We start from the raw sequence: 13,317 nt of genomic DNA on the forward strand, positions 1-13,317 counted from the left end.
TTTCTTGTCTTCATTGTATATTGAAGCGGCTGGACAAACTATCGAACGAGATGACAATACCATTACATTGTTGTAATGGTAGAAGTGGTGTAATGTAAGGCGTATTTTGTTATAAAAAAAATAGTACAGGTATATAAAGAGAGAGTGTAACAGTTTTGAAAATATAGTATACTGAAAATACAACACATGAAGAATTTAGGGAAAAGAAAGTATGGTGAAACCATTTGGCTACCAAGCATAACCAAATTTTAGAACATATTAATAGTCTGCCAGTAGGCCATAAAATTTCTGTAAGGCAAATTGCAAAAGATTTGAGTGTAAGTGAAGGGACAGCTTACCGTGCAATTAAAGATGCAGAAAATAAAGGATATGTTAGTACGATTGAGCGTGTCGGAACAATTCGAATTGAACAAAAGAAGAAAGAGAATATTGAAAAGCTGACATATGCAGAAGTCGTTAATATTGTCGATGGTCAAGTACTTGGAGGCAGAGAAGGACTACATAAAACATTAAATAAATTCGTAATCGGGGCTATGAAATTAGAAGCGATGATGCGCTATACAGAAGCCGGGAACTTGCTTATCATCGGGAACCGTACGAATGCACATCAATTAGCATTAGAAACAGGGGCCGCTGTATTAATTACAGGTGGATTTGATACAGAAGAGCATGTGAAAAAGTTAGCAGACGAATTGAAGTTGCCAATTATTTCGAGTAGCTATGATACATTTACGGTCGCAACGTTAATTAACCGTGCAATTTATGATCAACTTATTAAGAAAGAAATTGTACTCGTTGAAGATATTTTAACACCGATTGAAGAAACACTATATTTAAACCCTAGTGACATCGTACAGAAATGGCATGAGTACAATGAAGAGACGATGCATGGACGTTATCCAATTGTGGATGAAAATAAAAAGGTGTTAGGTATCGTAACTTCGAAAGATATGATTGGTGTTGCGAAAGATACACCAATTGATAAAGTAATGACGAAACATCCTATTACGGTAAATGGAAAGATGTCTGTCGCAGCTGCAGCGCGTATGATGGTGTGGGAAGGTATTGAATTACTTCCTGTTGTGGAAGATGGAAATAAATTGCAAGGTATCATTAGTCGTCAAGATGTACTTCAGGCGCTGCAAATGATTCAGCGTCAACCACAAGTTGGTGAAACGATTGATGATATTGTAACGAATCAATTTATGACGCCGAAAGAAGCAAAAAATGAGCATTTGTATCAATTTTCAGTGACACCACAAATGACGAATTCAATCGGAACATTATCTTACGGTGTATTTGCAACAATTGTGACAGAAGCAACAAACCGTGTCATTCGTGCGCAGAAGAAGAGCGATTCAATTGTTGAGAATTTAACAATTTATTTTGTAAAGCCGGTTCAGATTGATAATGTTGTATCCGTTCATCCGAAAGTATTAGAAATTGGCCGTAAATTTGGTAAGGTTGATGTAGAAGTACACCATGAAGGTAATGTCGTTGGAAAAGCATTACTTATGGTGCAGTTAATCGATAAATAAAAAGATGGAACAAATCGTTTTGATTTGTTCCATCTTTTTTTGTTGAAAGGATAGAATTAAAAAAGAAAATAAATTGCGTATTATTTCATATTCATAGTAGAAATACTCGGGAATTTGAAAGTGGAGGAAATGTCGTAGTGATAAGGAGGTGCTGAATGGGAGGGATAATTTTCTTTTTAGTTGTTGTATGTATCATAATTGTTCATGTGTTAACACATAGAAGAATGAATGGTATTAAAAAGAAGTTGTATTTTGTAAGTTTGATTCTCGCAAGTATTGGTTCCTTTATTCCTATATCAGGAGAAAATGAGCCTGATTTCCTTTATTTTGGTGTACCAGCTGAAACGTTTGTTTATTATGGTGGTTGGGAATGTTCGTTTAATCCATTAGGCTTTTTCTTTAACTTTATTTTGTTTTATTGGATTTTGAAGCTATTACTTAAGCTCGGTGAGAGTTTTAGTAGAGAAGTGAAAAAATAGCAGGATATGCTGTAGTCTTTAGCTAATCTATTTTAGGTTAAAGGATTGGTTATTAGTCGATAGGATCAATGAGGAAGAGATCAAAATAGTGTCATTGAATGGAGAAACTATACTTCACTATACGAACTAGGGGGAGAAGAATGGATTTTTACATTAAAGAGCAGTTATGTAAGCAATATAATTTAAATAATTTTACGAAAGTTTCATTGTTGCATGGGGGAGAAAATCAAACATATATATTTGAATCGGACAAAAATAAATTTGTAGTTAGACAGTATAGAGAAGGACGTTATACAGCCGAGCAAATAGAGGCTGAAATACATTGGGTAATAGCGTTACAAAAACAAATGTTAGTACCAGAAGTAGTTGTAAATAAAAATGGTGACTGGATCACACCTGTTATGAAAGATGAGAGGAGTATCCAGTATTTTGTTGTCTTTAGGTTTATAAACGGAAGCGAAATTTTAGAACCGAAGGATAAAGATTATGAAAAACTTGGATCATTAATGCGAAAGTTTCATGAAAATGCAAATGGAGTACTCAAAAGAATACCGCAAACTTGGAGAGGTTATGAAAGGCCTGTATATACCGAGAAAAAGACAATTCACGAGCCTTTACAACGTTTATTAAATACTTCGTTTTTATCTTATGCGGATAAAAATAAATGCTTGAGAATTGCAGAAAGAATACAAGAGCTTACAAATTCAACTCAACTAGGAGAAAAACAATTTGTTCATGGCGATATGCACTTTGGCAATGTTCTTGTAGACAAAGAGGATTGGTATTTACTCGATTTTGATGAATGTGGATTTGGGTATAAAGAGTTTGATATTGGTGTTCCGAGATTGCATTTAATTGCTTCGGGACAGTTAAAAGAAGTATGGGGGAACTTCATGATGGGATATGGGGAAAATATTTCGGAAGCAGCCATTCGACTTGGGACTGCTTTGAGAATTTTTTATATGGCAGGAAAAATACCATTAAGACTTGATATTGAACCAATTAGAAAAAATCCTGGGAATTTTATTCGGCGATATATTCAGTATGCTGAAGAAGAGCTATGCGGAGAGACAATTGTAAAATAATAAAACAGAATATTAACTCAATTAGATTGTATACTGTGCTATAATTAGATTGTAAGATAATGGATTTCGGAAGGTGGTATGCAATATGTCATCAGAATTATTCTTTTTTGTTGGTATCGCACTATTTTACTTTCTTGTAATGATACCGATTCAATATTTATACTTACAAGGTTTAAATGAAAAAAAGAAACGGATAGGATTATCTCAGCAAGAACTATACAAACAGATGTCTTTTGAAGAAGAGCAATTACATTTTCATGTGCAAGGCAATCCATTCAATATCCCTTCTGCGTTTGTCGCATACATGATTTTAAAAGTTAGAGGACGTAAAAAAGCATCACAATATTGATGCTTTTTTTACGTTGCTTCATAGACTTCGGCTTCTTCAACTGCTAATGGTAAGAAATGTTTGTATTGGCGAAATCCATTAAATACACTTGCACTACCAAATAGAACAAATAAAACACCAACGATAATACGAGCGGTTGAAAGTTCTAAAAAGAATTGGTTTATCCCAAAGAATAAGACGAATGAACCGAGTGCCATTGCGGATTTTCCTGAGAGCCAACCTTTCTCCATTGGGCGGTTTGTACGAAAGTATTTTGTTTTATAGAAAAGATACAACATAAATGAGACGATAATACAAAAGACTAATACTGGCATAATGCACACTCCCATCGCTTCGTATAAAATGGTAAAGAAAAAGAAATATCTAAACTTTCTAACTTTTATTATAAAGCAATTGTTCGCATGTATGAAATATTTTCCGTTATAATGGGGGATAAAGTGAAGAAGTTGAATAAAAAGGAGATTATACATATGCATGAACAAATTTTAGGAGCAATTAAAGAGTTTGAGACGATTATTATTCATCGTCATGTGCGTCCGGATCCAGATGCGTTAGGTTCACAGGGCGGTCTTGGTACAATTCTACAAGAATCGTTTCCAGAGAAAAATATTTATACGGTTGGGTACAATGAACCGTCACTAGCATACTTACGAGTAATGGATGATATTGAAGATAGTGTATACGAAAATGCACTTGTTATCGTTTGTGATACTGCAAACCAAGAACGTGTTGACGATCAACGCTATACAAAAGGGAAGATGTTAATTAAAATTGATCATCATCCGAATGAAGATCCGTACGGAGACATTACGTGGGTAGATACGACATCAAGTTCTACAAGTGAAATGATTTATGAGTTTTACAGTTATGGAAAAGATAAAGGATTAAAGATAACAACAGAAGCAGCCCGCCTTATTTTAGCGGGAATCGTTGGAGATACAGGTCGTTTCTTGTTCCCGAATACAACAGCAAAAACACTTCGTTACGTAAGTGAGCTCGTTGACATGGGTGTGAAATTCACAGATTTATACAATGAGATGTATAAGACGAAAGAAAAGATTGCTCGTTTAAACGGTTATATTTTACAAAACTTTACGATGGTAGAAGAAGGCGCAGCGTACATTAAATTAACGAAAGAGGTATTAGAAGAATTTGATGTACTTCCTTCTGAAGCATCTGGTGTTGTCGGAGCGCTTGGTAATATTGACGGATTAAAGGCGTGGGTTCTATTTTTAGAGGAAGGCGATGTGATTCGTGTTCGTCTTCGTTCAAAAGGACCGGTTATTAATAAATTAGCAATGCAATATAATGGCGGAGGACATCCGATGGCTTCTGGTGCAAAAGCATCTTCTTGGGAAGAAGCGGATCGTCTTTTTGCTGATTTACGTGAGCTGTGCAGATAAGAAATTATATGTTAAAACGAAAAGAAGGAGAGGCATAGAAGCCCTCCTTCTTTTCGTTTATTTTTCTTTCTCTATAACAATACTAATTTCCAGTACGGTATCAAAAGAGACTGTGTCTACTTTAAAGCGATATATACGATCGTAATGTTTGTACGTTTTATTTTCGATTACTTTTTTGAGTAGGTCTTTATTTTTTGCGATGCTTTGAATGTTTTTCGTTAAAAGATGCTGGAGATCATTATGGATAGAAGTGGTCATGTTTTCGAGTGTAAGGTTGTCTAAATCATATTTTTCTCGATTTATAATTTTTATTTTAATTTCTTGAATTGTTAAGAGCCGCTTATTTTCTGTATTCAATTTTTCTTGATCTTCGAGAAGGACGTGGAGTTTTGCTTCTTGCTTTTCTATAATTTCTCTTTGTTCTGCTATTTTACTAGCTTGTTCCTGCTGAAAAACACCATATATGTACAAAAAAATAAACCAGCTCAAAACGCCTCCAACAGCAGCACCTGCTAAAACTAAATACCATCTTTTGGCTGTATTGGCACTTGGTACTCTCATACATGTTCCTGCGTTAGCCATTTAATAATAATAAGACCAGTTTGCATACCACCAGTTGCAAAAAAAATAAGGAGAATTTGTTTTACGATATCTTTCATATCTCCGCCAAAGAAGCTTCTTTCAAAGCTATAAAAGGTATCGAACGTTCCACCAATCGCTGCAACGAGTGCCCAAATTCTTAAATTTTGGGCAAATTGATTAATATAAGTTAGAGCTGGTTTTCCAATGAGAAATGCACCAAATCCGCCAATTAATGAACCACCAAGTATAACTCCAAAGGCAATAAAGTAACTAATAATAAGCAGAGAGAAAAAAGTATGTTCTCTTACATCCATCGTCATTCCCCTTTCTTCTTCATATATATGGACAAAGTATGAGAAGTATGTTTTGATTTCCGCTTTCCTCATCACCTATAATAAAAGTAGTCAAATAGGTAAAGAGAGGGTACAACAGTGAAGTTTGTGCATTTACAATGTCAAACCGTTTTTAGTTTATTAAAAAGTGCTTGTAAAATTGATGAGTTTGTCATTCGGGCGAAAGAGCTTGGATTTTCATCGCTGGCCATTACAGATGAAAATGTTATGTATGGAGTTATTCCGTTTTATAAAGCATGTAAGAAAAATGGTATACAGCCTATTATCGGCTTAACAGCTTCTATTTTTAGTGAAGAAGAAAAAAAGTCTTATCCACTTGTCTTACTTGCTGAAAATGAAATAGGTTATCAAAATTTATTAAAGATTTCTAGTAGCATTATGACGAAGTCAAAAGAAGGTATTCCTAAGAAGTGGCTTGCGCATTATGCGAAAGGATTAATTGCTATTTCACCAGGTAAAGATGGAGAAATTGAACAATTATTATTAGAAGACAAAGAAAGTCAGGCTGAAGAAGTAGCTCGCACATATCAAAATATGTTCGGCAATTTTTATATGAGTTTGCAGCATCATGCGATTCAAGATGAACTGCTTTTACAAGAGAAATTACCTGCATTTATGAGTAGGATAAATGTCCCACTTGTTGCAACAAACGATGTACGTTACATCAATCAAAGCGACGCACTTGTTCATGAGTGCTTATTGTCTGTTGAAAGTGGAACGAAAATGACTGATCCAGATAGACCGAGGATGAAAACAGACCAATACTATTTAAAGTCATCGGATGAGATGGAAGCACTATTTTCTCACGTAGAAGAGGCGATTCACAATACAGTAGAAATTGCAGAACGTTGCCGAGTAGAAATACCGTTTCATGTAAATCAATTACCGAAATTCCCTGTTCCATCTAACGAGACGAATGATATGTATTTACGCCGCGTTTGTGAAGAAGGGTTGCAGAAACGTTATGGTACGCCGAAAGAAGTACATATAAAGCGTTTGAATCATGAATTAAACGTTATTTCTAGTATGGGATTTAGTGATTATTTCCTCATCGTCTGGGATTTTATGAAGTATGCGCATGAAAATCATATTTTAACAGGACCAGGACGTGGATCGGCAGCTGGTTCACTCGTTTCTTACGTATTAGAAATTACAGATGTTGATCCGATTGAATATGACTTACTATTTGAAAGGTTTTTAAATCCTGAACGTGTGACACTTCCAGATATTGATATTGATTTTCCAGATATAAGACGTGATGAGATGATTCGATATGTGAAAGATAAATATGGTCAGCTGCGTGTTGCTCAAATTGTAACGTTCGGAACTCTTGCAGCGAAAGCCGCAATTAGAGATATCGCTCGTGTAATGGGGCTCCCGCCGCGAGATATTGACATATTTTCAAAACTTATCCCATCAAAGCTTGGTATAACGTTAAAAGATGCATATGAGGAATCGCAATCACTCCGTGAGTTTATACAAGGGAATCTTTTGCATGAACGTGTGTTTGAAATCGCAAAACGTGTAGAGGGATTACCGCGTCATACGTCTATTCATGCAGCCGGCGTTATTATGAGCCAAGAGCCGTTAACGGGAAGTGTAGCAATTCAAGAAGGACATAACGATGTTTATGTTACGCAATATCCAGCTGATGCATTAGAAGAGCTTGGGTTGCTCAAGATGGACTTTTTAGGATTACGTAATTTAACGTTACTTGAAAATATTGTAAAGTTTATTGTGAAAAAAACGGGGAAACACATTGATATAAGAAACTTACCTCTTCAAGATGAAAAGACGTTTCAATTGTTAGGAAGAGGGGATACAACAGGTGTATTCCAGCTTGAATCAGGTGGTATGCGAAATGTACTTCGAGGGTTAAAACCGAATGAATTTGAAGATATTGTCGCTGTTAACTCGTTATATAGACCAGGACCGATGGAACAAATTCCAACCTTTATTGAATCAAAGCACGGAAAAAGAAAAATTGAATATTTACATCCGGACTTAAAACCGATTTTAGAAAGAACATATGGCGTAATTGTATATCAAGAACAAATTATGCAAATCGCATCGAAGTTAGCCGGCTTTTCGCTTGGAGAAGCGGATTTACTGCGCCGTGCAGTGAGTAAAAAGAATCGTGATATTTTAGATCAAGAACGTAAGCATTTTGTACAAGGGTGTTTGAAAAACGGATACGATGAGACAGCTTCAGAACAAATTTACGATTTGATTGTCAGATTTGCGAACTACGGTTTTAACCGAAGTCACGCTGTAGCTTACAGTATGATCGGATACCAGCTTGCCTATTTAAAAGCGAATTATACGCTAGAATTTATGACAGCACTATTATCAAGTGCAATTGGAAATGAAGATAAGATTGTGCAGTATATACGAGAAACGAAACGAAAAGGATTTCATGTTTTGCCGCCGTCTCTTCAGAGAAGTGGTTATAACTTCCAAATAGAAGGGACTGCGATACGTTACAGTTTACTTTCAATTCGAAATATCGGGATGGCTACAGTGACGGCGTTACTCGAAGAACGAGAAGAAAAAATGTTCGAAGATTTATTTGAATTTTGTCTTCGTATGCCATCAAAGTTTGTAACGGAGCGAAATTTAGAAGCGTTTGTTTGGTCGGGCTGTTTTGACGATTTTGGTGTTTCGAGAACGAATTTATGGAAAAGTCTTAAAGGAGCGCTAGAGTACGCGAACCTTGCACGTGATTTAGGTGATGCTGTTCCGAAATCAAAATATGTACAAGGAGAAGAGCTATCCTTTATTGAACAGTTAAATAAAGAGAAGGAAGCCCTCGGTTTTTATTTATCTAGCTACCCGACAGCGCAGTATGCGAAGTTAGGAAAAGAATTAGAAATCCCATCTCTCGCTCAGGCGATGCGACATAAGAAAAAAGTACAAAGAGCGATCGTATATATAACAAGTGTGAGAGTGATTCGTACGAAAAAGTTTCAAAAGATGGCGTTTATTACATTTTGTGATCAAAATGATGAAATGGAAGCGGTTGTTTTCCCGGAAACGTATATACATTTCTCAGACAAGTTACAAGAAGGGGCAATTGTTTTAGTCGACGGTACGATTGAGCTAAGGAATCATAAGCTGCAATGGATTGTAAATGGACTCTATCCGTTAGAGGAAATGGATGTTTATGAAGAAAAGAAAGACGCATCTGTTTACGTGAAATTGCCATCTCAGTATGAGAAAAAGCTTTTAAATCAGGTTACAAAAATATTGTTTGACTATTCAGGTTTTGCGAAAGTACTAATTTATTATGAAAAGGAACATAAAATGGTACAATTATCTCGAAGTTTATCAATTCATCCAAGTGAAGAATGCTTAGGAACACTTCGTGAAATTGTCGGCGGCGAAAATGTCGTTGTGAAAATATAATGGACAATTTCCCTACACTTCGATTATTATAGTAGTAGTGTTCGTGGTCAGACCACTTGGAGAAATTGATATCAGCAAGAATAATTTGAGGAGAGTGGATAGTTTGTCAACACTTCGTGAAGAAGCACTTCACATGCATAAAGTGCATCAAGGAAAATTAGAAACTGTATCAAAAGTAAAAGTAGAAAATGCAAAAGATTTAAGTCTTGCATATTCTCCAGGGGTTGCAGAGCCTTGTAAAGAAATTTATGACGATAAAAGTAAGGTATATGAATATACAATGAAGGGAAATATGGTAGCAGTTGTGACAGATGGAACGGCTGTACTTGGTCTTGGTAACATTGGACCTGAAGCATCTCTTCCAGTAATGGAAGGTAAAGCTGTATTATTCAAGAGCTTTGCTGGTGTAGATGCATTCCCGATTGCCTTAAATACAAACGATGTAGATAAAATTGTTGAAACTGTAAAATTAATGGAGCCAACTTTTGGCGGTGTAAACTTAGAAGATATTGCAGCACCAAACTGCTTCGTTATTGAAGAACGTTTGAAAAAAGAAACAAATATTCCTATCTTCCATGATGATCAACACGGAACAGCTATCGTAACAGTAGCGGGCCTTGTGAACGCGCTGAAATTAGTTGGAAAGAAAATGTCTGACATTAAAGTTGTCGCAAATGGCGCAGGTGCAGCGGGTATTGCAATCATTAAACTTTTATATCGCTATGGTGTACGTGACGTTATTATGTGTGACCGTAAAGGTGCAATCTATGAAGGTCGCCCTACAGGTATGAATCCGGTGAAAGATGAAGTTGCAAAATATACAAATAAGAATCGTATTGAAGGTTCTTTAGCTGACGTTTTACAAGGTGCGGACGTATTCATTGGTGTATCTGCAGCAGGTGCATTAACTGAAGAGATGGTTCGTACAATGAATGACGATGCAATTATTTTTGCAATGGCGAATCCGGTTCCAGAAATTATGCCAGAATTGGCAAAAGCAGCGGGCGCAGCTGTTGTTGGAACAGGTCGTTCTGACTTCCCGAACCAAGTAAATAATGTACTAGCGTTCCCTGGTATTTTCCGCGGTGCACTTGATGTACATGCGACACAAATTAATGAAGAAATGAAGATGGCAGCTGTACAAGCTATTGCAGAGCTTGTATCAGAAGATGAGTTGAATGCGGACCATATCATTCCGGCGCCATTTGACGCGCGTGTAGCGCCTCAAGTAGCGGCTTACGTTGCGAAAGCGGCAATGGAGACAGGAGTAGCTCGCCGTCAAGTAGATCCAAATGAAGTCGCTGAGAAAACAAAACAATTAGCGCTGATTGGTAAAGAATAAGCGAGGAATTTCCATTGACATCATCAAATACAAAAGTATATCTCGAAATTGTAAAAAAAAATCCGTTCCATAATGGAAGAGGATGGTTTAGTAGCGGGGGATCGTTTGCCGTCTGAGCGTGAGTTAAGTTCACGCTTAAACGCTGGCCGTTCCTCTGTAAGAGAAGCATTGCGTGCTTTAGAACTTGTAGGGTTAATTGAAACAAGACGTGGTGAGGGGACGTTTATTCGAAACTTTTACGATAACGGTCTTGTACAATTAATTGCTCCGTTCTTGCTGCAAGATGAGAAAACAATTCGTGATTTATTACAAACAAAACGATTGCTTGAGAAAGATATGATTCGACTTGTATGTAATTTACCGAAAGAAACGTTTTCTAAAGTGCTAAGTAAATTACACCAAGTGCTTGAAGAAAATGAAGGCTCAATTCCAATGCTTCATCAAACGTTCTTTAAAACACTTATTGAACAATTCGATAATTATTTACTTTATCGCATTTGGATGATCGTAAATGATTATGTTGCAACTCTTTCTTGTGAAATTTCAGGAGATTCTATCGAAATGTATAGAAAGCTTTATGCTGTCTTGAAAGAGAAGCAAGAAAATGATGCGTTAAAAATTTACGATGAATTAGTAGAGAATATACAGTTTCACTCGTAATGTATAAAATTTGTCGAAATGACCATGACACGTTATGACAAACATTCTACCGCATAGCGGTTAAAGTTAAACGTAAAGAGAGAGGTTATTAGACAGATTGAGAAGATAAGGCTAACATCAAACTTTGGTGTTAGCCCCATTTTCTTCTTACGCTAACCTTAGCTCTCAACGAAGGGGGTCAAATTGTGCTAAGAGATTTATTCGTGAAAAAGAAAAAGTACGCTGCAATACCTTCAGAACAAGTACGAAAAGATGTACCAGATGGCGTTATGACAAAATGTCCGAAATGTAAAAAAATCATGTATACGAAAGAGTTACTTAAAAATTTAAAAGTATGCGTGAATTGTGGATATCATCATCCGATGAATGCATGGGAACGCCTTGATAGTATATTGGACGAAGGCTCATTTCGTGAGTATGACAAAGAGATGGTTTCATTAAATCCACTTGAGTTTCCAGGGTATGAAGAGAAACTAGAAAACGATCGTAAGAAGACTGAGTTGAATGAAGCGGTTGTAACTGGTGAAGGAACAATTGATGACATGCTTGTTGTTATTGCAGTAATGGATTCTCGTTTTCGAATGGGGAGCATGGGCTCTGTTGTAGGAGAAAAAATTGCCCGTGCGGTTGAAAAGGCATACGACTTACAAGTTCCATTTATTATCTTTACTGCTTCGGGTGGTGCCCGTATGCAAGAGGGGATATTAAGTTTAATGCAAATGGCAAAAACAAGCGTAGCTTTGAAAAAGCATAGTAATGCAGGAGGGCTATTTATTTCTGTTATGACTCACCCGACGACGGGCGGGGTTTCAGCGAGTTTCGCTTCACTTGGTGATTATAATCTTGCAGAGCCAGGTGCACTTATCGGATTTGCTGGTAGACGTGTAATTGAACAAACGGTGCGTGAGAAGCTACCAGAGGATTTCCAAACGGCAGAATTTTTACTAGAACATGGTCAATTAGATGCGGTTGTGCATCGTGATGATATGAGAGAATCGCTCCGCAAGATTTTAGAAGTTCATCAAGGAGGGGAAATGGCTGTATGGCAGAGCTAGAATTTGAGAAACCAGTTGTTGAGCTAAGAAATAAGATTCGTGAACTGAAAGACTATACGAAAAACAGCCAGATGGACTTCAGTGAGGAGATTCGTATTTTGGAAGACAAGCTAGAAAATTTAGAGGAAGATATATACGGCAATATGAAAGTATGGGACCGTGTTCAAATTGCTCGTCATGCAGAACGACCGACAACGCTCGATTATATTGAGCACTTATTTACTGATTTTTTTGAATGTCATGGAGATCGCCTATTTGGTGATGATGCAGCGATTGTCGGCGGCATTGCGAAATATAAGGGGATGCCTGTAACTGTAATTGGGCATCAACGCGGAAAAGATACGAAAGAAAATATTCGTCGTAATTTTGGGATGCCTCATCCAGAAGGATATCGAAAAGCACTGCGTCTCATGAAACAAGCGGAAAAGTTTAATCGTCCTATTATTTGTTTCATCGATACGAAGGGAGCTTATCCTGGTAAAGCAGCTGAAGAACGTGGACAAAGTGAAGCTATTGCCCGCAATCTATTTGAGATGGCAGGTTTAACGGTACCAGTTATTTGTATCGTTATTGGCGAAGGTGGTAGCGGTGGTGCGCTAGGTCTTGGAGTAGGAGATTACATTCATATGCTAGAAAATTCCACTTATTCTGTTATTACACCAGAGGGTGCAGCGGCAATTCTTTGGAAAGATGCAGGAAAAGCGAAGGAAGCTGCAGAAGCAATGAAAATTACGGCAGCAGATTTGAAAGAATTAGGTGTAATTGATGAAATTATTCCAGAGGCAAAAGGTGGAGCTCACCGTAATCTTTTAAAACAGTCAGAAAATATAGACTTAATGATTAGAAAAACTTTTGAACAATTAAACGGAATTTCGAAAGATGAATTAATCGAAAAACGTTATGAAAAATATATGAAAATTGGGCAAGTTTCGTTTTCAAACGCTTCCATTGGGATAAAATAAGAAAAGCGTGCGTTCCTCTTCGCGAATGCACGTTTTTATTATGAAAAGACACATCTTCTCCATTGTGTTTTTATATTTTTTCGTGTTATTTTATTATAAGGCAA

12 protein-coding genes and 1 pseudogene are annotated in these 13,317 nt (G+C 36.7%); 10 read left to right on the forward strand and 3 right to left on the reverse strand.

What is annotated here, in order from left to right:
- Positions 1-224 precede the first annotated feature (224 nt).
- The 4 genes from CDB3_RS27570 to CDB3_RS27585 all read left to right on the forward strand — a co-directional run bounded on the left by CDB3_RS27570 (position 225) and on the right by CDB3_RS27585 (position 3,451).
- Positions 225-1,538 carry a DRTGG domain-containing protein gene (locus CDB3_RS27570; RefSeq protein ID WP_097832110.1) on the forward strand — a complete coding sequence of 438 codons (1,314 nt, stop codon included), beginning with the start codon at positions 225-227 and terminating at the stop codon, positions 1,536-1,538.
- Between the two features lie 155 nt (positions 1,539-1,693).
- The gene (locus tag CDB3_RS27575; protein WP_128856665.1) at positions 1,694-2,017 is read left to right on the forward strand and encodes a hypothetical protein; all 324 of its coding nucleotides are present in this window, start codon (positions 1,694-1,696) and stop codon (positions 2,015-2,017) included.
- 140 nt (positions 2,018-2,157) lie between these two features.
- A complete protein-coding gene (locus CDB3_RS27580) occupies positions 2,158-3,102 on the forward strand; it encodes a phosphotransferase enzyme family protein (protein WP_097832108.1) in 945 nt (314 codons plus the stop codon).
- Between the two features lie 85 nt (positions 3,103-3,187).
- Positions 3,188-3,451: a DUF3949 domain-containing protein gene (locus CDB3_RS27585; protein ID WP_128856666.1), complete on the forward strand. Its 264-nt coding sequence runs from the start codon at positions 3,188-3,190 to the stop codon at positions 3,449-3,451.
- An 8-nt stretch (positions 3,452-3,459) separates the two neighbouring features.
- On the opposite strand, the gene CDB3_RS27590 is transcribed toward CDB3_RS27585, so the two are convergent.
- Positions 3,460-3,765, reverse strand: a complete 306-nt coding sequence (locus CDB3_RS27590; protein WP_097832106.1) for a YtpI family protein — start codon at positions 3,763-3,765, stop codon at positions 3,460-3,462.
- Positions 3,766-3,921: 156 nt separating this feature from the next.
- Here CDB3_RS27590 and CDB3_RS27595 point away from each other — a divergent pair, with 156 nt between their 5' ends.
- Positions 3,922-4,854 carry a DHH family phosphoesterase gene (locus CDB3_RS27595; protein WP_218673347.1) on the forward strand — a complete coding sequence of 311 codons (933 nt, stop codon included), beginning with the start codon at positions 3,922-3,924 and terminating at the stop codon, positions 4,852-4,854.
- Between the two features lie 57 nt (positions 4,855-4,911).
- On the opposite strand, the gene ytrI is transcribed toward CDB3_RS27595, so the two are convergent.
- Together ytrI and CDB3_RS27605 are read right to left on the reverse strand one after the other, a co-directional pair.
- On the reverse strand, positions 4,912-5,415 hold the full coding sequence (ytrI, locus tag CDB3_RS27600; RefSeq protein WP_071748289.1) for a sporulation membrane protein YtrI: 504 nt from the start codon (positions 5,413-5,415) through the stop codon (positions 4,912-4,914).
- A complete protein-coding gene (locus CDB3_RS27605; RefSeq protein WP_002034291.1) occupies positions 5,412-5,825 on the reverse strand; it encodes a YtrH family sporulation protein in 414 nt (137 codons plus the stop codon). Before CDB3_RS27605 ends, ytrI begins: the two co-directional genes overlap by 4 nt.
- Before the next feature lie 42 nt (positions 5,826-5,867).
- Here CDB3_RS27605 and dnaE point away from each other — a divergent pair, with 42 nt between their 5' ends.
- The 5 genes and pseudogenes from dnaE to accA all read left to right on the forward strand — a co-directional run bounded on the left by dnaE (position 5,868) and on the right by accA (position 13,213).
- On the forward strand, positions 5,868-9,194 hold the full coding sequence (dnaE, locus tag CDB3_RS27610; RefSeq protein ID WP_128856668.1) for a DNA polymerase III subunit alpha: 3,327 nt from the start codon (positions 5,868-5,870) through the stop codon (positions 9,192-9,194).
- A gap of 133 nt (positions 9,195-9,327) precedes the next feature.
- Positions 9,328-10,536, forward strand: coding sequence for an NADP-dependent malic enzyme (gene ystJ / locus CDB3_RS27615; protein ID WP_165444500.1), 1,209 nt, complete (start codon positions 9,328-9,330; stop codon positions 10,534-10,536).
- Positions 10,537-10,550: 14 nt separating this feature from the next.
- Positions 10,551-11,196: pseudogene (locus tag CDB3_RS27620) on the forward strand (FadR/GntR family transcriptional regulator).
- Between the two features lie 185 nt (positions 11,197-11,381).
- Positions 11,382-12,251 (forward strand): acetyl-CoA carboxylase, carboxyltransferase subunit beta, encoded by an 870-nt coding sequence (gene accD, locus CDB3_RS27625; protein ID WP_000942863.1) that lies wholly within the window; start codon positions 11,382-11,384, stop codon positions 12,249-12,251.
- Complete coding sequence (gene accA, locus CDB3_RS27630) at positions 12,239-13,213, forward strand: acetyl-CoA carboxylase carboxyl transferase subunit alpha (RefSeq protein ID WP_000818790.1); 975 nt, start codon at positions 12,239-12,241, stop codon at positions 13,211-13,213. Before accD ends, accA begins: the two co-directional genes overlap by 13 nt.
- Positions 13,214-13,317 lie beyond the last annotated feature (104 nt).

Origin of the sequence: Bacillus sp. CDB3 (genome assembly GCF_002081505.1) — a bacterium.
GTDB lineage: Bacteria > Bacillota > Bacilli > Bacillales > Bacillaceae_G > Bacillus_A > Bacillus_A cereus_AT.